Raw genomic sequence first — 23,779 nt, 5'->3', positions numbered from 1 at the left:
CAATATCACAGTATTCTTTTTCTGGAGGTATTGTTGTATGGGTCATCTCACTATTATTTATTATTTTTAATAATAAACTCAGTTTGAATGAGAAATTGAAATCTTCATGTTTATTTATAGGATTTTTTGCAATCTCAACTATTTGTTATTTTATAAATTATGTTCAGCCATCCTATCATACAAAACCAAGTGAAATAGTTAAATCTTCTTGGCAAGATATCATAAGTTATTTTTTGGCATTTTTGGGCAATATTTTGGGAGATTTTTATGAATTAGATATGTTGATAGGATTAGTTTTCTTGATTAGTTTCACTTTGTTGCTAATTTTAAATTTCAAATTTCTTAAAGAAGAAATTATAGTATGGTTTGCTATTGGATTTTACACGATTGCACTAGGAATAATAAATACTATTACTAGATTGCCAATGTCTAATCCTGCAAATAGCCATGCAATAAGAGTTGATTATATTACTCACTTAGTGTATCTACCATTATCAATAATAGTAATTATTTTATATTTGCTAGACTATAAAAATAATCAGATGTTTAAGAATTTAAGTTTTTATTGTTTAGGGATAATAACTGCATTTTATATTAGCAAAAATTATCCAACTAAAATTTTACATGAATTACATGAATGGCAGTATCAATATAACTATGGTAAGAGTTGTATTCAACTAGTAAATTTTTATCAAAAAGATGACTGCATTATGCTTCTATTTCCCTTTGTTGACCCTAAATATTCTTGGAGTTTAGATTCAGTAATTACAAGATTTAGAAATTTGAGTCAATTAAATATCTTGCGCCCTGGAATTGTTAAAGATATAAAAGTATATAATCAGGGTCAATGGGGCTATATTGATTCTATACAAGAAGACAAAAATGGTTTTTTTAACATTAGTGGATGGGCTAAACTACAAACGAGAGTAGCAGATGCTGTAATATTAGCTTACCCAAATGAATCTAATGCTTTGATAGTAGTTGATATCCTATCCATAGGACAGGTGAGACAAGATATTTCAAGGTTTTATGGTTTAAAATATCAAAATTCAGGTTGGTCAGGCAATGTTGATTTAAAAAGCAAAATTCCTAATTTTAATAAATCTTATATTCAAGGATATGCATTTGATGCGAAACAGAATATTTTTTACCCTTTAAAAGGTTTGCATTCATAATCAAAAATTCTGAATTCAATCTCTAATCTCCAGTACGTCGCACACCAGCCAAAATAAAATTAACTGCTGCTTGAGTATGCTGCTCAATCATTTCTGGACTTAGCAGTTGCAAATCAGGTCTAGTATGCTTGATGTTTTCGTAAGCGTTGAAGTACAAATTACAAACCCCAATAATATGCAGGGTGGTAAGAAATGGATCGAGTTGACGGAAACAACCTTCAGCCATCCCCCGCTCTAAAATCTTGATGAGATAGCTAAAATTTTCTTGCCAATTCCCCTGCTTGAAATACTTTCCTTGATTTTGATTGGCTTCTTGAAACCAAAGCATTCCCCGGTGCGGGTGAGCAGCTTCGTAAGCGATCGCTTCTTTGACAAGCATTTTCAACGCCTCCTCTGGTGGGAACTGATCTAGATTTAGCTGCTCAAACCCTTCGTGCATCTCCACCGATGGACGTTGCAGAACAGCTTCATATAGTCCTTCCTTGCTCTGGAAATAGTAGTAAATCATCGCTGTAGTGACACCTGAACCTCTAGCGATCGCTCCTGTCCGCGCCCCACTAAGTCCATTTCTGGCAAACTCTGCTTCCGCTGCATCGAGAATCTGCTTTTTCGTCACTTCTGCATCGCGTACCTGACGCGGCTTTTTAGCTGAAAATTTTGACTGCGTTGAACGACCCACGTTGCTCCATCATCATAACGAAAATATATTAACTAAAAATTGGTTAGTAGTTGACATAGAAAATGAAATTTATTACATTATTATCAACTAACTAAATTTTTAGTTAGTTGTGTAACTCATCCATGCAGTAGCCGAAGTTAGCCAAGTAAATGCTTGCTAGCGTTAGTTCGTCCATTGCAGATAAGACTTTAATTTCCCAATTGATATTCAAAATAGAAATGTAGAGCAAGTGACACAGCTTGTCCACAACTTTTAATTTCCAAGATTGCGTTACCTTTTGCTAACGCATCTATGGAACTTCAATAAATAACTTTTCAATATTTTGGAGGAAAAATGGAACCAATTTTAGCAGGTGCGCCTTGGCTAATCGCGCACAAATCTACATTAGGAGTGAATAAACCTAATAAAATAACTTTAAATGGACAGGATTATGTCATTTGGCAAAACCCAAAAGGCGAAGTATTTGCCCTTGATAACATCTGTCCACACATGCAAGCTCCATTATCAAACGGCTGGGTTTGCCAAGAAAGAGATACTATTACTTGCCCTTTTCATGCACTAGAATTTGATGGAAAAGGCAGACTACAGCAAGGAGATAAAAAAGACAATCAGCCAATCACCAAACCATTAGAGCTAATTATTAGCAATGATTGTATCTGGACTTATGCCGGATTTGAGCCAAGATTACCAATTCCAGATTTGCATCAAACAATTGCCGATGAATATGAGTTTCTCGGATTAACTGGGGATAAAAGTATTCAGGGTGAGTTTTTGACTAACCTGATGGTTAACTATGACTATAATCACCAAAATGGTACTCATAAAGAGCTATTTAAAATTACAACTTGTAATGTAAGTGCTTTTGAAGAAAAAGGATATTATGCCACAGTTCAACAAGAACTGATCAGAGCCAACAACACGCTAGGAGAAATTATCAAAAATCCTGTTTTGGGAATCTTTCCTAAGACACTTTCTAACACACTAGAATATGCATTTCCTTCAACTACAGCTTTTTTTGCTAAAACCCCGATTGGTGATATTGCTCAAATTCATATTCTCTATCCTGAAACAGACAAAATCACCAAAACTTTTATTTTGATGTATGCCAAAGTCGTCAATCCTTTGATGAAATTTCTGTTTAAAAACTCAGTTTTACAAGCAGCAGCTACAGTCATTGAACAGGATACAGGTGCAGTTGAAAGTTTGTATCCTCGGCAAAAACCGAAAATTAGATTGCCAAATGAAGAGATTCTGTTCTATGCAGAAAAACTCTACCGTGATTGGTAATTTGGATTTACAAAGCTTAACTGCGCTTTACAATTAAGTGATACTGTAGCTAATTCCTGCTAGAGGTACTTAAATATGCAGCAGCTAAAATCCGCCGAGGAAATGCCTGGTAGCTATGGCTTGCCCATCTTGGGAGAGACTATAGAAATATTTCGGGATTTAGAACTGTATCTATGGCGAAGATTTCAGCATCATGGTTCAGTTTTTAAGACAAGCGTCCTGGGGCGTAAACGTGCTTATTTAATTGGCCCTGATGCTAATCGGCTAGTGCTGGTGGAACAGGCTGAAAATATGTCGTCGCGGATAGGGTGGTATTTTCTAGAATCGACATTTGGCAACAATATTTTATTACAAGATGGGGAAGAACATCGCCTAACTCGTCGCTTGATGTATCCAGCATTTCATGGAAAAGCGATCGCAACATACTTCGATACCATTCAAAATATTGTGCAAGACTTCCTCGAAGATTGGGGAGAACGGGGAACGGTTTCCTTAAATTCTAGTTTCCGTCAGCTTACCCTGATGGTTGCGACTCGCCTATTTTTGGGAAGTCAGAACAAGAGCGAAGTTGAGCAAACCAGTCAGTGGTTTACACAACTGATAGATAGCAGTATGGCAATATTCAAATGGAATGTCCCTTTTACCTTATATGGTCGCGGTCAAAATGCTAGGGGTAAATTAGTGGCTTTCTTGCGTCAAGAAATCGCCCAGCGTATCGAGCAGGGTAACTTAGAAGAATCAAAAGATGTTTTGGGATTGCTGCTAGCAGCTGTTGATGAAGACGGCAATAAGTTGAGCGAAACACAGGTAATCAATGAAGCATTACTATTGCTGTTTGCTGGACATGAGACAACAGCGTCATTACTGACTTGGGTAATCTTCGAATTAGGTAATCACCCAGAATGGCGAGAGCGGCTGCGCCAAGAACAATTAGCAGTTGTGGGAAATAATCCCCTTAGCCTGTCTCATCTCAAACAATTTCCACTGTTAACCAACGTACTAAAAGAAGCAGAACGGCTCTATCCGCCAGTGTATGCCTATAATCGTGGTGTCCTCAAGGATATTGAGTATGGAGGATATCGCATCCCAGCAGGTTGGTTTGTGACTATTTCGCCGATGCTGACTCACCGTTTACCAGAACTGTACACCGACCCCGATCGCTTCGACCCCGATCGCTTTGCACCACCTCGTGAAGAAGATAAGAAACATCCCTTAGCATTAGTGGGTTTTGGTCATGGTTCGCACAGTTGTTTAGGTATGGAATTTGCCCAGATGGAAATGAAAATTGTGCTTTCTACACTACTTCGCCATTACGACTGGACAGTAAAACCGGATTATTCTGCGATCGCTCCAGTTCGTCAGCCTTCTAAAATTAAAGATACTCTCCAAGCATATATTGAGCCTTTGGTGATAAAGCATCCCTTGAATAGTCAAACATAAATCTTTGATGAAACAAATCGATTTTGCGCGTTTAGAGACGCATAGTTTTGCGTCTCTAAACAGGTTGATACTGAAAGTGTTAGACAGTAAATGTGATACCAGGAGTGATAGCACTTAAGCTAACATCCTCAGCCACAGCAATCACATCACCGAAAATTGGCGAACCGAAGAAGATGACCGTATCTAAAATAGATGAGTCATTTGAAAAAATACCACTACCAAAACTATTATTAGTATTGAAGTTTTGCTGTACAAATGTGTAATCGCTAGCAGAACCGCGAAGAGCGATCTTGTCCCCATCTAGTAGAGAAAAATCTGTGATCACAGCATGACCAGCTTGCCGATAGGAGTCACGTAGGTTGAACGTATCAACAGACTGAACCCCTCCAAATGCTAGTCCTCCTGTTAAAATATCTATCTCTCCGCTATTAAAATTACCACCACCACTGAGGGTATCATTACCCTTACCTCCCGACAGAATATCATTGCCAGAGTCACCATTTAGGCGATCGTTACCTACATTTCCATCAAGGCGATCGTTGCCCAATCCGCCAAATAATACATCGTTACCGCTACCGGCTAGCAGAATATCGCTGCCATCGCGACCATTAAGAATTACATTGACGTTTTGGCTGGCACGGCTGGCATCTATGCGATTGTTGCTATCTCCTCCTTGGATTTCGACGCTTTCAATACCTTGGAGGGTATCAGTACCTGTGGCTGAATCATCGAGATTGGCCCCAGGGCCAAACTTACCACCTTTGAGTTGGCTTTTGTTTGGGTCATTTGCAAATGAGAAAAGCTCAAAGTTATTGTCGCCATTTATGAATAGGGAGTCCTCACCCGCTCCCCCGATATATTGGTCATCACCCGCTCCATCTAAAGCACCATCGGAAAAACTATCTCTCCCGCTTCCACCTTGGATAAAGTCATTTCCTTGTCCACCATTAAAATTATTGTTGTCATTTCCACCGATAAGGGTGTCATTGCCATTATTGCCACGCAAGAAGTTAAATCCCGCTCCTCCTACTATGCTGTCATTCCCATCACCACCGTTGATCTGGTCAAGACCACGGCTACCTATGATAGTGTCATTACCTGCACCACCAAAGAGAAAGGTTCGCCCTGAAAACAAAGCCTGAGACGCATTAATCGTGTCATTACCCGAAGTACCAGTAAGCCTGACATTCTCAACCTCAGAAAATTGGTGAGCTAAATTACCGACAAACAGCTGATTATTAGTCAAAAAATAATTTGAGGCTCCTTCAACACGCAGTTCGTCATCACCTGCACCGCCAATTAGGGTATCGCCAACATCACCGATAGCCGCAAAGTTTCCGTTTTGAGCGATGAGAATATCGTTACCCGCACCGCCATTAACGCGATTGTTTCCAGTTCCACCTATAAGAGTGTCATTGTCATCGCCGCCGTTGAGAGTATCGTTACCAGCGCCACCATCAAGGGTGTCTCTGTTGAATCCACCATCAAGGAAATCATTACCAAGCGATCCTGATAGAGAATCATTGCCAAAGTTGCCTATTAGAGTATCATTGCCTGCACCACCAAAAACCGTATCGTTACCCGTCAGAGCATCGATTTTATCATTTGCTCCATCAGCTATAATTCTGTCGTCAGCAGGAGTTGGGGTTCCACTAATAATTGCCATAATTTTGTACCTTTTTTGATTTGGTTGTGAGTTTGTGTATTGTTTTCTTGATTTAGACTTTGGACAAATTTTTCAAAAAAGCTAGATTTGTCCAAAGCCAAACAACTGCTATTGCTGTTATTACCAGGTTGCCTTTTGAACTCAAAAAGGTAAATGTGGATAATTTAAGGAGTTTGATTTCCAAAAAATCAACGACAAAAGGGGCCAGGTAAGGTTAAGTAAGAAAGTTTAAGGATAGTAATCTTTGCTGAACCAGACCAGAACTGGATTTCAGCCATTAGAATATTATTTGTGAAAAAATCTGGAAAGTTAACAGTTCGGACTGGATCTCAATATATAAATAGTTGTGATTCATCCATGAACAATGGACTTTGAAACAGCATTAAAAATATTAGATGCAGCAGTTGTTACTCAGACAAAAAGACATCTGAAAGATATTGAAGTAACCATACTGCGTAGCTCTTGGCAAGGGAAAAAGTATGACGAAATTGCCCAAACTCATAGCTACACTACCGAATACCTACAGCATGATGTTGGCCCGAAATTATGGCAGATGCTATCAGCAGCATTTGGCGAAAAGGTTGGTAAAAAGAATTTTCAAGCAGCACTAGAGCGACAGCGCATTTCTTGGTCTACTGCTTCATCAAAGCAGTTAGAGGCAATTTCACAGCCTCAAAAGCTGATGTCATCTTCACAGCTAACAATGGAGAAAATGACATCTAACAACTCAGTTTCTGAGGAAAGTAACGAGGCATTACTAAGCATATACACAAACGAACAACCCCTACTGAATGCAGAGCCAGAATTACCTGTAGGCCAAGTCCCTATCAGTTCTAGCTTTTATGTTGAACGCCCTCCGATTGAAGATCGCTGTTTTCAAGAGATTTTGCAGCCAGGTTCTCTGATTCGGATTAAAGCGCCAAGACAAATGGGCAAAACCTCGCTAATGGCTAGGATTCTTGATGAAGCTAGACAACATAGTTGTCAAACAGTTTCTATAAGCTTCCATTTAGCAGATAAAGCAGTTTTCGCTAACTTGGATACATTTTTACGCTGGTTCTGTGAAAGTGTTGGTAGAAAACTGAAGCAGCTTCATCAGTTAGATGATTATTGGAGTATTTATGGCAGTAAGGATAAAACTACTGCTTACTTTGAAGAGTGTTTGTTAGAAGAAATCGATAGCCCATTAGTAATTAGCTTAGATGGTGTTGATCGCATTTTTCCCTATCGTGACACTGCCGAAGACTTTTTTAATCTGTTACGAGCTTGGTATGAGTATGCTAAGTATGGCGATCGCAGTAGCGAACTCTGGAAAAAACTCCGGCTAGTTTTGGTACATTCCAAAGAAGTTCATATCCCGCTAAATATCAATCAGTCTCCCTTTAATGTAGGGTTGAGCATTGAATTACAAGACTTTACTCCAGAACAAGTCCAAATTTTAGTTGCACGTCATCCAGGGCTAAATTGGACTGATACTCAAATCAAAAAACTGATGGATATGGTAGGAGGACAACCGTATTTAATCCGGCTAGCTCTTTATCATGTTCAACATCGGTACATCAGTCTTGAACAGTTGTTGCAAACAGCCCCAACTGAAGCGGCAATTTACCAGGATCATCTCCGAGGGCATTTGTGTAATCTCGAACATGATCCAAAGTTAGTGACAGCTTTTAGTCAGGTTGTGAAGAGTTTAGTACCGATAGAGTTAGACTCAGAATCGGCGTTTAAATTACACAGTATGGGTCTAGTTGTATATTGTAATCACAATAAGCTGATGCCACGCTGCGATTTGTACCGCCAATATTTTCAAAATCGCCTCATGTAATTATAGTTTTTAACTACAATCAATACCTATACCAAAATAAGAGCCTACAAAAATTTTGGCTCTCTAATAAGTATTATGATGATTTAGCTCATTTATGAGTGTGATTTAGATTATTTAATCGATAAATCAAAGTATTCTAAACTGCTGTCCTTCTCCAATCACTAGTTTTACCTATATGTTCAACCTGAATCGTCGTCAGTTTTTATTGCAGAGTACTCTCGCTATGGCTGCAACTGTCACCTACGATCGAGTACAAGCTCAAAAGCCACCTACCCCTGGCGCTTTACCCAAAGGATTGCCGCGTCGAAAAGTACTCATTGTCGGTGCAGGTATTTCTGGTTTAGTGGCAGCGTATGAATTAACAGCAGTTGGTCATGATGTCACTATTTTAGAAGCAAGAAAACGTGTCGGTGGTAGAGTCTTAACCCTGCGAGGAGCCTTTCAAGGAAAAGATTTAGTAGAACTTGGAGCAGCTAGAATCCCACCAAATCATAATTTAACCCTTGGTTACATCAAACATTTTGGTTTAAAACTTTCACAGTTTTCACCAACATCTGGAAACTATCTCACGATGAAAGACGGAAAACGTCTATTAGTCCCAGCAAAAGAACTATTTCAAAATCAACCACAAATCCGTGCCGAAGAGATTCAAAAACTGACGGATGGATTTGATCTACTTCCTCAAGCATTTGCCCAAGCGTTGACTAAAAAAATTAAACTTGATGATTCTGTGACTCGAATTGTACAAACATCTAATGGTGTTGAAGTATCCTGTTCATCAGGGCAACGATATCTCGCTGATTATGTGTTGTGTACTGTCCCGTTAACTGTCTTAAGTCAGATTACTTTTTCACCTGAACTATCTCCAGCAAAAAAAGAGGCGGCGGCAGGAGGATATAACTATCGACCAGCAATCCGTTGCTTTGTTAAATTCCCTAATCGTTTCTGGGAAAAAGATAACTTAAATGGTTGGGGATTATTCGAGGATGAAGAACTGTGGCATACCACTTGGGATAAACCTGAAAAAATAGGTATTCTTCAGGCTTATCTTAAAGGAAAAAAAGCGCTTGAGATGGATGCTTTTGAGAGCAAAGCTCAACAGACAAAATTACTCCAGAATTGGGAAAAGATTTTGCCTGGGGTAAGTAATTACTCTGTGCGATCGCACTTTTATTCATGGACAAAGGATATCTGGTCAAAAGGAGGCTGGGCTTATCCAACAGATGAACAGGAGAAGAAACTATTTTTAGAATTAGGAAAAACAGAAGAAAAGATTTATTTTGCTGGAGAGCATACTTCTAAAACAAGAGGCTGGATTCAAGGAGGATTAGAATCTGGACTCAAAGCTGCTAAAGAAATTCACTTTGCCGGGTCTACTATTCCTTCGTGATGACAGGGGAGCAGAAGAAGAGAAAGCTTTTATCCAGGAAGGCAGGAGGCAGAGGGCAGGAGGCAGGAGGAAAACTGCGCTCTGTCTCCTGCCGCGACTATAGGGAGCAAGGGTTTAAGACCCCCACAGAACGAGAAGTGGTTCTAAATCAGTAGGGAATTCGACCCCTACTGATTTACTCCTCCTGCCTCCTTCAATTTGATAGCCAAACAAGTGGCTTAACCTGAAAACGAATTATAAAATGATCTGGTAGCGTTGTCGCAAAGTACAACGCACCTTTGTTTTAACGCAAATCAATATTATTTGTTCAGATAATTACTTCGTAAATATGGGTGTTTGGTTTACCGCCGGACGTGCTTTCTTTCTGTCAGATTTGCGCGTTCCACCAGCCATCCCATACTCATCACTATTTTTGCCATAGCGAGATGCAACACTCAATAGCATCTGCTCTGAATAACTATTTAATTCACGTTCTGCTTCTAATAATGCATTCTGTGTTTTATCTACTATCGCTCGTGCTTGATTGTAGGCGGCTAGCTTCTCTCGTGTTTCTAGAATTTTAGTGTTGTAACTAGCTATTGATAACTCATTATCAAAGTTTAACTCAGGATTAATCATCTGCATTCCTTCAATCCGCCGTTCAGCTTTGGTAAGTGCAAAGGAGTTGCGTTTGCGTTGTGCCATAAAGTTTTCTTGTTTGGATTTTCAACGGAGTTATTGAGATATCATTACAATACACAACCAGCAAATATATCAGCCTGAGTAAAGCTACAGAATTTTAAAAGTATGGAAATTTGCAAGCTGGATATATACAGGTATGTTTGCGGAAAAAAGTTGAGAAAAACAAGTTTATGAGTTGTGAAGGTAAAATAAAAATTAAAAACCTAATTTGCGAGTTAGAAACCTAATTTACGAGTCAGAAACTTAATTTGCGAGTCAGAAACTTAATTTGCGATTCAAAAACTTAATTTGCGGTTCAAAAACCTAATTTACGATTCAAAAACCTAATTTACGATTCAAAAACTTAATTTTGGAACTTTAGTTTTCAGCAGATTAGTTATACCTTAAAAGAGCTACTTAGGATGCATCCAACGAGCAAATCAGAAAACTCGCCTTACAAATATCAAATCGGAGGGAGTCTGCAAATTGATGCTCCGTGCTACGTGCAGCGACAAGCCGACAAAGATTTTTATGATGCACTCAAGGCTGGAGAATTTTGTTATGTCTTCAACTCGCGACAGATGGGTAAGTCTAGTTTGCGAGTGCAAACAATGCGTAAACTGCAAGCAGACGATATTGCTTGTGGTGTTATCGATATTACAGCAATTGGGAGTCAAGATATTACGCCATCTGAGTGGTATTTGGGTGTGTTACGAAGGTTAGCACGTAGTTTCATTCCTAAATTCAAAGTACTGAGTTGGTGGAGCGATCGCTCTGGATTATCACCAGTGCAGCGCTTGAGTGAGTTTATTGAGTCGGTGCTATTGGCAGAAGTCTCTGAAAAGATGGTGATTTTTGTAGACGAAATCGATAGCATTCTCAAATTAAACTTCAAGGATGATTTTTTAGCTTTGATTCGAGCTTGCTATAACAAACGAGCCGACAATCCAGCTTATCAGCGTCTTACTTTTGCACTATTAGGGGTAACTACTCCCTACGATTTGATTCAAGACAAACACCGAACACCTTTTAATATTGGTCGAGCAATTGAACTAAGCGGCTTCCAATGGCATGAAGCTCAACCATTAGTTGAGGGATTAGTAGGTATTATGAATCCTCAGATAGTGTTGCAAGAAATTTTAGCTTGGAGTGGCGGTCAACCTTTTTTGACTCAGAAGCTTTGTCAGTTAGTGGTTACATCTTCATCTGCTATTCCAGTAGACGGGGAAGCAGAGTATGTTAAGAAACTGGTACGTTCTCAAGTAATTGAAAACTGGGAATCTCAAGATGAACCGGAGCATCTGAGGACGATTCGCGATCGCATTTTGAAAAGCGAACGGCATACTAGACAATTGCTGCGGCTTTATCAGCAAATTTTGCAAACAGACCAAATCACAGCAAATAACAGTCCTGAGCAAATGGAACTGCGACTCTCAGGATTAGTAGTCAAGCAACAGGGTTACTTAAAAGTTTATAACCGCATTTATGCTACTGTTTTTAATCAAAGTTGGATTGATAAAGCCTTATTTGGCTCACAATCGCTAGCAACACGGCAAACATTGCCTAGCCAGCGCTCTTTTCAAACTGTGCTGATGTTAGCTGTGGTTGTCACAGCCTCGATAATGGGAGTGCGGCATCTTGGATTACTACAACCTGTGGAGCTAAAGGCTTTTGACCAACTGCTGCGGCTGCGTCCTAGTGAACAACCAGATCGCCGCCTTTTAGTAGTTGCGATCGCTGAAGATGATTTTAAGCTTCCTGAACAGCAAGACAGAAAAGGGTCGCTTTCAGATCGCGCACTGGCTCTAATTGTCCAGAAACTCGAAAAGTTCCAACCACGAGCCATTGGCTTAGATATTTATCGTGATTTCCCTGTAGATGCCAAGGAAGCACCTTTAGCTAATTGGATGCGACGTAGCGATCGCTTTATTGCTATTTGCAAAGTCAGCGAACCGACAATTAATCAACCAGGAGTTTCCCCCCCTCCCGAAATTCCTACAGAACGTCAAGGCTTTAGTGATTTTGTCCAAGACACAGATGGTATTCTCCGCCGCCATCTGATCGCTATGCAACCAAGCGATTCATCCCCTTGTACTACGCCATACTCCTTCAGCGCTCAATTGGCATTTCGTTACCTACAGACAGAAGGTATTTCTGTCAAGTACACCAAAACAAAAGATTTACAGATTGGTAAAGTTGTGTTTAGGCAGTTGCGAGTGCATCTTGGTGGCTATCAAAAAATGGATGACTGGGGCTATCAAATATTGCTAAATTACCGTTCCTCTGGTTCTCCCTTAAAGGCTGTGGAGCAAATTACCTTAAAGGAGTTGCTTAGAGGTGCGATCGATCCCAATCTTGTGAAGAATCGAATTGTATTTATTGGTATTACTAACCAAAGCGCCGGTGATTATTTTTCCACCCCTTACACTACCGATCACAAGCAGGAAATACCAGGAGTAATGATTCATGCTCAAATGGTGAGTCAAATTCTCAGTGCAGTTTTAGATGGGCGAACCCTGCTGTGGATTTGGCCAGTTTGGGGTGAAGTTGTGTGGGTCTTTTTCTGGTCTGTTTCGGGAGGGATATTGGCATGGCGGATTCGTCATTCCTTGATTTTAGGAATAGCGGGAGTTGCTGTAATTGGCGCTATATCCGCAATTAGCTTTTTTATGCTGCTGACAGGTATTTGGATACCGCTAATTCCGGCTGCGATCGCTCTGGTCGTTACAGGCAGTATTGTATTGACACTCCCCGCGATAAATCGACGTGGATTCTTGGGTAATCTATAGGATTTCTCAAGGCAGTAATTCCTAGTTTGTAATGACGCTTGTGGACACGCTAACGTCATTAATAAAGGCAGATTGAAAGGGATAATTTCCGAAAAGACCTTTTATATTTTTGAAGATCAAATAACCTCTGAAATAAAGCTAGCTTTTTGATAGAGAATCCTAATTCTACAAAAAAGGCTACAAATTCAACCCAGTAAACCCACATTGCATAAAGTTTTATAAATTACGAATTATGAATTACGTTAGCGTCGCGGTAGCTAGTCCGCGAGGGTCATTACAAATTAGTATTAAACTTGCCTTAGCGATCGCGTTGGTATCGCTCTCCTTCACCCCAGTGCAAGCACAGCCAAGCAAATCTGAAATTTTCACATCACCGATATTTAATGCACCTCCCCCGCCGGGTGACATTAAAGCACCTGGTAATCGCGTTGGAGGAGGAAAGCGCGGCTGTGGCAATACGAACAATCAGCTTACTACATCAAAAGAAAAGCAACTAACAGCGTTAGTTCCCGTTTATCAGTTTCCCAATGAGGAATTAGTCTTGGGATTAACAACTTCCTCTCATCCAACTTTCTGGTTTTACGTTCCTGATGTAACTACAGTTTCGGCAGATTTTGTATTACAGAATGAGGACGGGGAGACTATATATCAGACTCCTGTTTCATTATCTGGGACACCAGGAATTGTTAGCCTCTCTCTGCCATCAACAGCTTCCTCGTTAAAAATTAGCAAGCGTTATCATTGGTACTTCAATATTTACTGCAATCAAGAACAATCACCTATTTTTGTGAATGGTTGGATTAAAAGGATTGAACTCAGCCCAGTTCTAAAAAGTCAGTTAGAGAAAGCAACACCAAAGCAGCGCGTTGCTCTTTATGCCACTAATGGTATTTGGTATGAATCCCTGACTGCTTCAGCTGAACTTCGCCGTATAGAACCCAAACATGCTGATTGGGCTAGGATGTTGCAAGCTGTCGGTTTAAATAACATTGCTTTAGAACCGATAGTAGACTGCTGCCGATAGCCTAGTAACAGATAATCTATGCTGGTGCAGCGTATTTCAGGTAAGTAAGTTGGCACAATAAAATCAAAATATGTAAAGAAAAATGAACTAGGCTAAAACCCTTATTGCCTATTGCCTTATCCCGCCGATAATTATTTACGCCCACTTACTTAAATGAAGTACATGGGTAGGGGCAATTCATGAATTGCCCCTAAGAGATTATCTGTACCTCACCAAGTTGCAATCTGCTGTAAACCTTTCACATCTCTAGAACTAAAATCCTAATTTCTCCAACACTGGCTTGGTGGAAACAACGTGCCGTTCTAAACCCAGTTCTTTTGGATTAACCCCAAGTGCTAAAGCAATCAACTGGGGTAAATGCAATACTGGTAAACCTAACTTTTGCTCAATTACCTTTTCCACCTCTGGCTGACGCGAGTCTAAATTTAAGTGGCACAGTGGGCAAGGTGTAACTATACAGTCAGCACCAGATGTCAAAGCGTCCTGAATATGCATCCCCGCCATCTTGAAAGATTGGGTAGTGGCATAACTAGCAAGAGGCCAACCACAACATTGTGTCCGGCCTCGGTAATAAATTGGTGTTGCACCCACCGCCCGAAACATATTTTCCATCGCTTCTGGTTGGAACGGGTCGTCATAAGGCATGGATTTTTGGGCGCGGAGGAGATAACAGCCATAAAAAGCCGCGCATTTTAATCCAGTTAACTTCCGCGTGACACGTTTGGTAATTTCCTCTAAACCGTAATCTGTCACCAAAGCGTAGAGAAGATGTTTAACGTCAGTACTGCCGCGATAAGGCGAACAGCCTTCTTTATGCAGCAAGCCATTAACCTGTTCAATGTATGTAGGGTCAGAAGTCTTACATTCTTTCAGGTGTTCGTTGACATGACCAATAACACCTTGACAAGTACTGCAATGGGTAAGTAAGGGCAAATTTAATTCTTCTGCTAGGGCGATATTTCTCGCGTTGACTGTATCTTCTAACAGTTGAGAATCTTCTTTAAATGTGCCCGAACCACAGCAAGCAGCTTTTTTAAGTTCAACCAATTCAATACCTAGTGCTTTAGTAAGGGCTTGAGTTGACTGGTAAAGTTCCCGACAGGCCCCTTGAGCAACACAACCAGGGAAATAAGCGTACTTGAGTTTGAGTGTCTGAGATAGCATAGAGGTATATTTGGGTTAGAGCGATCGCTCTAAACAATAACTGTTTTATTACTTCTTTGTTAGCACCAAAATTATGATGTTTGACCTTTAGCGATTCTTTAACCATCTAGGTTCAAAGCCGCAGCGTCTAAATATTCTGATTGCTAGCAAGGCTGTAAATACTGATCGAGACATTGTAAAAAAATTTAGCAATAATTGACAATCAAAGCATTTACACGGTATCGGCGATGGCGTAGCCCGCTCCCATAAACAACTGTTCCCAGAAAATTTACCCTATTCTTTTGAGGAACAGGAGAGGTTTTCTAACAGAAAAACCCTTGGTAGTATACGGGCGATCGCGCTTGACGATAAGATGTATATGCTCAAAACAATGTCTTCTCTAAAGAGTAGATCCTAGCAACTGGTTAAGGACTTTTATTATTTATGAGCCAAACGGAACTTTTTGAAAAGGTCAAGAAAATCGTCATCGAACAACTGAGTGTTGAAGATGCTACCAAAATCACTCCACAAGCTAAGTTTATGGAAGATTTAGGAGCTGATTCCCTAGATACTGTTGAACTCGTGATGGCTTTGGAAGAAGAATTTGATATCGAAATTCCCGACGAAGCTGCCGAGCAGATTGTATCGGTTCAAGACGCAGTAGATTACATCAATAACAAAGTTGCTGCATCAGCTTAAAAAAGTTTTGAGTCTCTGTTCGCCCTTGGAGTCTCCGATTGGGAGAAGTTCAGATGGCTTTGTCTTGCTCCCTCTGGGGGTTTATGGCAAAAACCACTGCTTTAACTTTTAACTGAGTGCTGAACAGTTAAAAGTTTAAGAGTTAGAGTTTTCGGAGGCAAAAGTTCGGAGTTTTCTCCATCTTTGGGTGCTTCCAAAACTCAGAACTCAGGACGGGCTACCTAGCTATCCGCTAACATAACTCAGCACTGTTTAATACCTGCTGCTTTTTCGCCACCTTTAACTGAATCATGACAGATCATACACGTAAACGCGTTGTTGTAACTGGTGTTGGCGCGATTACACCGATAGGTAACACAGCAACAGAATATTGGGATGGATTATTGAGTGGACGCAATGGCATCGACCACATCACATTTTTTGATGCGTCTAGCCATGATTGCCGCATTGCTGGTGAGGTGAAAAACTTCGATCCGCATGATTACTTGGAGCGCAAAGATGCCAAGCGCATGGATCGATTTGCCCAATTTGGGGTTTCAGCAGCAAAACAAGCTATAGCTAACGCGCAGTTAGTTATTAATGAACTGAATGCAGAACAGGTAGGTGTCATGATCGGTTCTGGCGTTGGCGGCATTAAGGTATTAGAAGACCAGCAGACGATCTACCTCAACCGTGGGCCCGATCGCTGTAGTCCATTCATGATACCGATGATGATCGCTAATATGGCAGCAGGATTGACGGCAATTCACACGGGTGCTAAAGGCCCTAATTCCTGCCCTGTAACTGCTTGCGCTGCTGGCTCTAATGCTGTAGGTGATGCGTTCCGCTTAATTCAAGGGGGATATGCCAAAGCAATGATTTGCGGCGGAACAGAGGCAGCTGTGACACCATTATCAATGGCTGGGTTTGCTGCCTGCAAAGCCCTCTCTTTTCGCAATGACGATCCGGCTCATGCTTGCCGCCCCTTTGACCGCGATCGCAACGGATTTATATTAGGTGAAGGTTCAGGAATTTTAATTCTAGAAGAACTGCAACACGCCCTAAGTCGTGGCGCTCACATTTATGCCGAAATGATTGGCTATGGTATGACCTGTGACGCATACCATATCACTTCCCCCGTCCCTGGCGGACTAGGTGCAGCGAGAGCCATAGAACTGGCGCTTAAAGATGCCAGTATAACTCCCGAACAAATTAGCTACATTAATGCCCACGGCACTAGTACCCCGGCGAATGATTCAACTGAAACCTCAGCTATCAAAAAAGCCTTGGGAGAACACGCCTATAAGGTGGCAATTAGCTCGACCAAATCGATGACGGGTCATTTATTAGGCGGTTCTGGAGGTATTGAAGCTGTGGCAACAGTACTGGCGATCGCTAATGACCAAATTCCACCGACAATTAATCTGGAAAATCCCGATCCAGAATGTGACCTAGATTACGTGCCTAACTACAGCCGCGCTCAAAAAGTCGAGGTGGCAATATCCAATTCTTTTGGGTTTGGCGGTCATAATGTCACACTGGCCTTTAAGAAATACGTTTAAAAGAAGTCAGGAGGTATGAGGCAGAAGGCAGGAGGTAGGAGGCAGGAGTCAGAATTCAGTAGTTTAATCCGACTCTGCCCGTTTGCCCGTTTGCCCCATGCCCAATGCCCACTTGCCCACTTGTCCTGAGCGAAGCCGAAGGGATGCCCCATGCCCAATGCCCAAAGTATCAGAAATATCATTCCGATATAACTTAAGCGTTCAGCATGACCCAATTATCAGCTTGATTTATCACCAGAAACTCAGGAGATCCCGCTTGTCCATCGACAAGCGGGAATGGGATGATGAGGATACTGTGGGGAATCTAAAATAACCCCAACAAGAGAAGCTACGAAGAGTGCTAACCCGTCGTTAAAAACAAGAGATTATGACTGTTGCAACCCAATCCGCCAAAGAATTGTCCGTCGAAGAACTGGCTATTAACTCGATCCGCTTCTTGGCTATTGATGCCGTAGAAAAGGCAAAATCGGGACACCCAGGACTACCAATGGGCGCGGCTCCGATGGCTTTTGTCCTCTGGGATCGCTTTATGAAGTTTAATCCCAAGAATCCCAAGTGGTTTAACCGCGATCGCTTTGTCTTGTCTGCCGGTCATGGCTCGATGTTGCTGTACGCCCTACTGTACCTGACAGGCTACGATAGCGTCACCATTGAAGATATCAAACAATTCCGTCAATGGGGTTCTAAAACTCCTGGACACCCAGAAAACTTTGAAACCCCAGGCGTGGAAGTCACAACTGGGCCCTTGGGTCAAGGAATTGCTAATGGAGTTGGTTTAGCGATCGCCGAAGCGCACCTTGCCGCTAAATTTAACAAACCTGATACCAAAATTGTTGACCATTACACCTACGTAATTTTAGGTGATGGTTGCAACATGGAAGGTATTTCTGGTGAAGCTGCTTCTTTCGCAGGACACTTGGGATTAGGCAAACTCATCGCTCTGTACGACGATAACCACATTTCCATCGATGGTTCCACAGATGTAGCATTTACCGAAGATGTTTCCAAACGGTTTGAAGCTTACGGTTGGCACGTTCTCCACGTTGAGAACGGGAATACCGATTTAGCGGCGATCGCCAAAGCAATTGAAGACGCTAAAGCTGTCACCGATAAACCATCAATGATTAAGGTGACAACCACCATTGGTTATGGTTCTCCCAACAAACAAAACACTGCTGGTATTCACGGTGCTGCTTTGGGTGGAGACGAAATAGCCTTGACTCGGAAAAATTTGGGTTGGGAATACGAGCCTTTTGATATTCCACAAGAAGCCCTCAACCACACACGCAAAGCAGTTGAACGCGGTGCAGGTTACGAAACCGAATGGAACAAAGCATTTGCTGACTACAAAGCTAAGTATCCCCAAGAAGCAGGTGAATTTGAACGCTACCTAAGCGGCAAGCTACCTGATGGTTGGGATAAGGTACTACCCACCTACAGCCCCGAAGATAAAGGAATACCCACCCGCAAACACTCAGAAAACTGCCTCAACAAACTAGCGACAGTTTTACCTGAATTGATTGGTGGTTCGGCTGACTTAACGCACTCCAACTTGACCGAAATCAAGGGTAAGGGCGACTTCCAAAAAGGGAACTACGAAAACCCCAACATCCACTTTGGTGTGCGGGAACATGCTATGGGCGCAATCTGTAATGGTATCGCGCTGCACACTTCAGGATTAATTCCCTACGGTGCTACCTTCTTAATCTTCACAGATTATATGCGTGCTGCCATTCGCTTATCCGCCCTTTCTCAAGCTGGCTCGATTTGGGTGATGACTCACGACTCAATTGGACAAGGTGAAGATGGCCCCACACACCAACCCATTGAAACTCTTGCTTCCTTGAGAGCCATTCCTAATTTATTAGTGTTTCGTCCCGCAGACGGTAACGAAACCTCTGGTGCTTATAAAGTAGCGATCGAGAAAGCAAAGCAAAACGCTCCGTCTCTATTGGCATTCACTCGTCAAAACGTCCCCAACTTGGCAGGTACATCTATTGCAGGTGTAGCAAAGGGTGGATACACCGTAGTAGATAGCGAAGGTACACCTGAAATCATCTTGATTGGTACTGGTTCAGAATTGAGCCTTGCCGTCGGCGCAGCCGAAAAACTCAAGGCTGAAGGTAAGAAAGTCCGTGTTGTCTCCCTACCTTCATGGGAACTCTTTGAAGCACAGGATGCAGCTTATAAAGAGTCTGTTCTACCAAAAGCTGTCACCAAGCGTTTATCTGTAGAAGCTGCTAGCAGTTTCGGTTGGCACAAATATGTGGGTACTGAAGGCGATTGCGTTAGTATTGATCGCTTTGGTGCTTCGGCTCCAGGCAATGTTTGTCTAGAGAAGTTTGGCTTTAGCGTTGATAATGTGTTAGCTAAGGCTAAACAATTGTTGGGTTAATAGCAACAGAATATTCTCAAAAATTTTGTGAGGTGGGCATCTTGCCCGCCTTTTTTTACGCAGAGGGAGATTGTTCATTGAAAGCGACGGGAAACTCCATCCCGCAAGTGGCGTGGAGAGGGATAGTCGCCCCGTCACTTGGGACATTGGTGAATCTTCCCCATGCCTCATGCTAGGCTGTTGACTTTGGCTATTTTTTGGGGAATTAACAAAAAAAATTATTTGTGCTGGTTTTTACTTGTGTGAAAGCGCCCGCAACAGCCATCTTTACGCCAAAATAAAAAACACAATTTATGCATGAAGTCTTGTGGGCTAAAGGGTACAGAGTCAACAGCCCAGGCCTTGCGCTATTTCCTAATGTACCCCGGTTAATCGCTGGGGTTTATCCATTGCTGCTACTCAAAATAAAAAACCCCGCCATCAGGCGGGGATAAATAAAGTTCAAAATTATCAATGGATAGTCAACAGTCTAGAAGGTGAAAGTTGTTCTGAGTGTACCGATAATTGCATCATCGTTAGCACTGCTCTGACCAGGAGAGGTCAACCAAATTACGCCAGGGGTAACAGAGATGTTATCCGATACGCGATACTTGTAGAAGCCTTCAAATTGATAAGGTACATCATTACCAGCAGCAACACCTACCCGGTTAAAGGAATAGGGCTGTGCACCAGCAAAGAAACCTAGAACGTTACCCTGTTTACCAAAATCAGCTAAAGCAACCCCGGCACCGTATGACCAAGCTTCATAATCATCACCAATACCGAAGCCTGTGACATCGTGGTAGGAGACGAAGCCACTAACTGATAGCTTGTCACTGGGTCTAAAAGCAGCCGACACACCGTAGGAGTTGCTGGAAGCTGCATTTAGTAAAGCGTTAGATTGCTCAGTACCTACTGCAAAAGGTCTTGCTCCCAAAGCAGTGTTTACGTCTGATGCCTCACCAGAGTCGAATAAAGCACCGCCTGCACTGTATCCGTGAACGTAAGTAGCAGCTAAGGCCAAGCGATCGCCAACACTAAAGTTCAACTGTCCTAAAGCGGCATAGTCACCGTTGGTCAGACCTGAACTCAGACTAGGATCATTAGCTTGTGATGCCAAGTAACCAGCAGTGATTGAGCTATTGCCCAAAATACCCTGACCTCTACCAAGAGGTAGATTGAGCGCTATACCTGCACCGCCACCAATCCGATAGATGGGACTTTCAGAAGCAAAAGCAGACAAAGCGCCGTTACCGCCATCAGTGTTGTCGAAAAAGTAAGGATTGTTGACAGCGGCATAATGGCTGTGTCGTCCGCCACTAGCTGCCAAGTACACATTGGCTGGGCCTACGGGAACTTCATAGGTCAATCGGTCAATCCTGACACTGTTGTTACCAGCGCCAGCACCAACTTGAAATGTTTGTGTACCTTCAGCACTATTATTGATACCAATACCATCGTTACCTACTAGTGAAAAGGCTTGTGCATTACCGGCTGCAAGACGGGTGTGCAAAATGTCTCTACCAGTGAAGCTGGTTTGTAAATCTAAACGGACTCTGTTTTGGAAGACAGTATTATTAGCATCGCCAGTGTTACCACCAAAGGCATCACTAACAGCAAAAATGGCTTCACCAACTAGTTTTGTAGTGGTGGAGAACTGATTGGCTTCCAATTCAGCAGTCCGCGCTTCTAGGGAATCTACGCGACCGCGTAGGGTTGCCAATTCTGCGGAAAATTCTTCTTGTAAACGCTGTAGGGTAGCTAAATCTTGTTTCGTCACCAAGTCAGCTGTTGCTGTGGCAATCAACTCGTTAACGCGATCCAAACAAGCGTTCAAACCAGCAGCAAATTCATAACGGGTCAAAGCACGATTACCACGGTAAGTGGCATTCGGATAACCTGCAATACAACCATAGCGTTCAACCAAAGACTGTAATGCTTGGAATGCCCAGTCAGTTGGTTGTACGTCGGAAAATTGCGAAACCGATGTTACTTGAGACTGAGAGTTATTTTGGTTGCCTTCGTTGCTGTAACGATTAACTTGATCTATCGTTGTTTGAGCCAACAATTCTGGCTGTTGGGCAACTTCAGCTACACCTACTTGTTTTGCTGGTGATACTTCAGTGGTTGTGTTTGGAGCCGCGATCGCTGTTGTCGAAACTAACAACGTTGCTCCCAAAACTGCTGGGCTAACCACTAAGGATTTCCATAATAGATTAGACATTTTTTCTTTACTCCTCACACCTTGTTTAGATAATTGGTTTCGTTCCACCTAATTCTCGAAAATGCAACATCTCATCGAAACCTATGGATGAGGCATAATTGCCTTACTACAATTCTAGTTTTTGCAAAGCTAATAAACGATTAACTTGGGGTTAAAAACTGATGTGATTAACTTATGCAAAAACATATCTTTATATCATAACATTATAAAACATCTGATCTAGATGGCAAGATTGGAGCGATCGGCTTAATAACTGTCACACATAGCTATCTATATATCTAAGCAGGGAGTAAAGTTTAGGGCATTTAGTTCCTACTTAGCTAAATTGCTGAAAGTCTTCTATACTTAGCATCTTGCAGATAAAAACCACTTCTTACACTTAGCCTGTAGAAATTGCACACAAGTTGAAATTCACTGGCTCGGCTATAAAAAACGTAGCAAAGCCTTTCAGGAGGGTCGTTGTCTGGTGTTTTTGGAATAAAAAACAAAATCAGGAATCAAGGTTTTTGAAACCCGCGCACTTCAAGAAAAACGCATAGCCTTACTCTCAATCAAGCTACAGGTTAATTTACTCTCATGATTACAGATAGGCGTGTTTTGTCTTTGTCGCCGTTACTTAAAGTCGCCTGGTTGCAAGATATCAGAAGAAATCACTTATTTAATTTTGGAAATCGTCTGCGCTACATCAAAGTCTGCCTGTGTTAGTCCACCTGCATCATGAGTTGTGAGTGTAATCTTCACTTTGTTGTAGGAAATCTCTATGTCTGGATGATGTCCTGCTGACTCAGCTGGTTCCACCAGTTTATTGACGAACTCAATTGCTTGAATAAAATCCTTGAATGTGCGAGTAATATACAATTTAGATTCTTCGACAGTCCAACCTGACAAAACCTTTGCCTGCTCTTGAATTTCCGTTTTTGTGAGTAGTTGTGTCATGTCAAAAAATTCCTACTTATATATTTGTTACATCTTGCATTTGACAGAAATAGACCCACTTAATTTTCCACATATTAAAGTATGGGAAGATAAGCTAATGCCTAATGCGTCTGTGTATATTTAAATCAGGCTTGATAAATAAATGCTGTGGCTCACATCTGGTCATACTCCAAGGGTTGATGCAAGATATTTTTAATTTTAAGAAAACTTAAACGCATTGGCTTTATCCATCGCGTGTATTGCTATTTAAGTTTTAAAAAGTCACCCCTAAAAAACTATCCGCTCTGATTTAGATCGGATGATCTAAATCAGAGCGGTCTAGCGGGTCTTCAGGTTGCAACCAGACTGCCGGAAGGAACTCCGAGCTTGCCTAGCTAGTTGAGCTAACTTAGTATCTCAAAGATAACTAAGGCTAACTTTTAGAGAACAGCCCCGGCACACAGCCGGCTAACTGCAACCTGATGACCCACGCATTTACTACTTTCTATCATGGGCATCACCTCCTTATTGCCTAAGCGGTCTTAGTTTTAAAAGGGCAGAGTATTTACTCTGGGTTTATAACCTTCACCTAACATAACACATAAATTTAGAGAAATTAACTATATATAAAAAAATCTCCCGCCTTTTGGTGGGAGATGACTGGAGAATGGGGAATATTGACACTTGATTAGCTTATGCCAAGGAAATTATTTAATCTGGCTGATGTCAATTTTCGGCAACCATAAAACTGATTCAAATCATGGTCAGCTTTTAATATTACAGAGCATTACCGCGAGGCAGAACTTCCTCAGGGAATACAAATTGTTCGTGTGGTTGATCTTGAGGAGCCATCCAAGCACGGATACCCTCGTTCAGCAAAATGTTTTTGGTATAGAAGGTTTCAAACTCAGGGTCTTCCGCCGCCCGTAATTCTTGGGAGACGAAATC

At 41.7% G+C, this 23,779-nt stretch carries 17 protein-coding genes and 1 pseudogene; 11 read left to right on the top strand and 7 right to left on the bottom strand.

The genetic code is table 11. The features are described 5' to 3' along the window. The coding region (locus GNF10_RS23060) for a hypothetical protein (protein ID WP_185607239.1) at window positions 1-1,175 on the top strand (1,175 nt) is incomplete at its 5' end. 22 nt (window positions 1,176-1,197) lie between these two features. Here GNF10_RS23060 and GNF10_RS23055 read toward each other — a convergent pair. Then, the gene (locus GNF10_RS23055) at window positions 1,198-1,854 is read right to left on the bottom strand and encodes a TetR/AcrR family transcriptional regulator (protein ID WP_185585391.1); all 657 of its coding nucleotides are present in this window, start codon (window positions 1,852-1,854) and stop codon (window positions 1,198-1,200) included. A gap of 333 nt (window positions 1,855-2,187) precedes the next feature. Here GNF10_RS23055 and GNF10_RS23050 point away from each other — a divergent pair, with 333 nt between their 5' ends. Both GNF10_RS23050 and GNF10_RS23045 read left to right on the top strand, forming a co-directional pair. Then, window positions 2,188-3,141, top strand: a complete 954-nt coding sequence (locus tag GNF10_RS23050; protein ID WP_185585392.1) for a Rieske 2Fe-2S domain-containing protein — start codon at window positions 2,188-2,190, stop codon at window positions 3,139-3,141. 75 nt (window positions 3,142-3,216) lie between these two features. Next, on the top strand, window positions 3,217-4,581 hold the full coding sequence (locus GNF10_RS23045; RefSeq protein WP_185585393.1) for a cytochrome P450: 1,365 nt from the start codon (window positions 3,217-3,219) through the stop codon (window positions 4,579-4,581). Window positions 4,582-4,660: 79 nt separating this feature from the next. Here GNF10_RS23045 and GNF10_RS23040 read toward each other — a convergent pair whose 3' ends face one another. Beyond that, entirely contained in the window at window positions 4,661-6,247 is a 1,587-nt protein-coding gene (locus GNF10_RS23040; protein WP_185585394.1) for a calcium-binding protein, read from the bottom strand. A 364-nt stretch (window positions 6,248-6,611) separates the two neighbouring features. Between GNF10_RS23040 and GNF10_RS23035 the strand changes: the two genes are divergently transcribed. Both GNF10_RS23035 and GNF10_RS23030 read left to right on the top strand, forming a co-directional pair. Further along, window positions 6,612-8,072, top strand: coding sequence for an AAA-like domain-containing protein (locus GNF10_RS23035; protein WP_185585395.1), 1,461 nt, complete (start codon window positions 6,612-6,614; stop codon window positions 8,070-8,072). A gap of 175 nt (window positions 8,073-8,247) precedes the next feature. Beyond that, window positions 8,248-9,462 (top strand): flavin monoamine oxidase family protein, encoded by a 1,215-nt coding sequence (locus GNF10_RS23030; protein ID WP_185585396.1) that lies wholly within the window; start codon window positions 8,248-8,250, stop codon window positions 9,460-9,462. 315 nt (window positions 9,463-9,777) lie between these two features. Here the strand turns inward: GNF10_RS23030 and GNF10_RS23025 are convergent, their stop codons facing one another. Further along, window positions 9,778-10,146 (bottom strand): hypothetical protein, encoded by a 369-nt coding sequence (locus GNF10_RS23025; RefSeq protein ID WP_185585397.1) that lies wholly within the window; start codon window positions 10,144-10,146, stop codon window positions 9,778-9,780. A 398-nt stretch (window positions 10,147-10,544) separates the two neighbouring features. Between GNF10_RS23025 and GNF10_RS23020 the strand changes: the two genes are divergently transcribed. Both GNF10_RS23020 and GNF10_RS23015 read left to right on the top strand, forming a co-directional pair. Further along, window positions 10,545-12,911 carry a CHASE2 domain-containing protein gene (locus GNF10_RS23020; RefSeq protein WP_185585398.1) on the top strand — a complete coding sequence of 789 codons (2,367 nt, stop codon included), beginning with the start codon at window positions 10,545-10,547 and terminating at the stop codon, window positions 12,909-12,911. 232 nt (window positions 12,912-13,143) lie between these two features. Next, on the top strand, window positions 13,144-13,935 hold the full coding sequence (locus GNF10_RS23015) for a DUF928 domain-containing protein (RefSeq protein WP_185585399.1): 792 nt from the start codon (window positions 13,144-13,146) through the stop codon (window positions 13,933-13,935). Between the two features lie 252 nt (window positions 13,936-14,187). On the opposite strand, the gene GNF10_RS23010 is transcribed toward GNF10_RS23015, so the two are convergent. Continuing rightward, window positions 14,188-15,099: a CoB--CoM heterodisulfide reductase iron-sulfur subunit B family protein gene (locus GNF10_RS23010; protein ID WP_185585400.1), complete on the bottom strand. Its 912-nt coding sequence runs from the start codon at window positions 15,097-15,099 to the stop codon at window positions 14,188-14,190. 423 nt (window positions 15,100-15,522) lie between these two features. Between GNF10_RS23010 and acpP the strand changes: the two genes are divergently transcribed. The 4 genes from acpP (at window position 15,523) to tkt (ending at window position 19,713) form a co-directional block, all read left to right on the top strand. Next, window positions 15,523-15,777, top strand: coding sequence for an acyl carrier protein (gene acpP, locus GNF10_RS23005; RefSeq protein WP_185585401.1), 255 nt, complete (start codon window positions 15,523-15,525; stop codon window positions 15,775-15,777). 290 nt (window positions 15,778-16,067) lie between these two features. Then, a complete protein-coding gene (gene fabF / locus GNF10_RS23000; RefSeq protein WP_185585402.1) occupies window positions 16,068-17,318 on the top strand; it encodes a beta-ketoacyl-ACP synthase II in 1,251 nt (416 codons plus the stop codon). 157 nt (window positions 17,319-17,475) lie between these two features. Next, entirely contained in the window at window positions 17,476-17,631 is a 156-nt protein-coding gene (locus tag GNF10_RS22995; protein ID WP_157816647.1) for a hypothetical protein, read from the top strand. Between the two features lie 54 nt (window positions 17,632-17,685). Next, a complete protein-coding gene (tkt, locus tag GNF10_RS22990) occupies window positions 17,686-19,713 on the top strand; it encodes a transketolase (RefSeq protein ID WP_185585403.1) in 2,028 nt (675 codons plus the stop codon). 469 nt (window positions 19,714-20,182) lie between these two features. On the opposite strand, the gene GNF10_RS22985 is transcribed toward tkt, so the two are convergent. From GNF10_RS22985 to GNF10_RS22975, 3 genes and pseudogenes are all read right to left on the bottom strand, one after another. Further along, a complete protein-coding gene (locus GNF10_RS22985; RefSeq protein WP_185585404.1) occupies window positions 20,183-21,916 on the bottom strand; it encodes an iron uptake porin in 1,734 nt (577 codons plus the stop codon). Window positions 21,917-22,570: 654 nt separating this feature from the next. Then, complete coding sequence (locus GNF10_RS22980; RefSeq protein WP_185585405.1) at window positions 22,571-22,852, bottom strand: 4a-hydroxytetrahydrobiopterin dehydratase; 282 nt, start codon at window positions 22,850-22,852, stop codon at window positions 22,571-22,573. A gap of 756 nt (window positions 22,853-23,608) precedes the next feature. Beyond that, window positions 23,609-23,779 (bottom strand): annotated as a pseudogene (locus GNF10_RS22975) (photosystem II D2 protein (photosystem q(a) protein)); the annotation flags it as partial.

The organism is Nostoc sp. UCD121, from assembly GCF_014222285.1.
Lineage (GTDB): Bacteria > Cyanobacteriota > Cyanobacteriia > Cyanobacteriales > Nostocaceae > Nostoc.
This window is presented reverse-complemented; position numbering and strand designations above follow the sequence as displayed.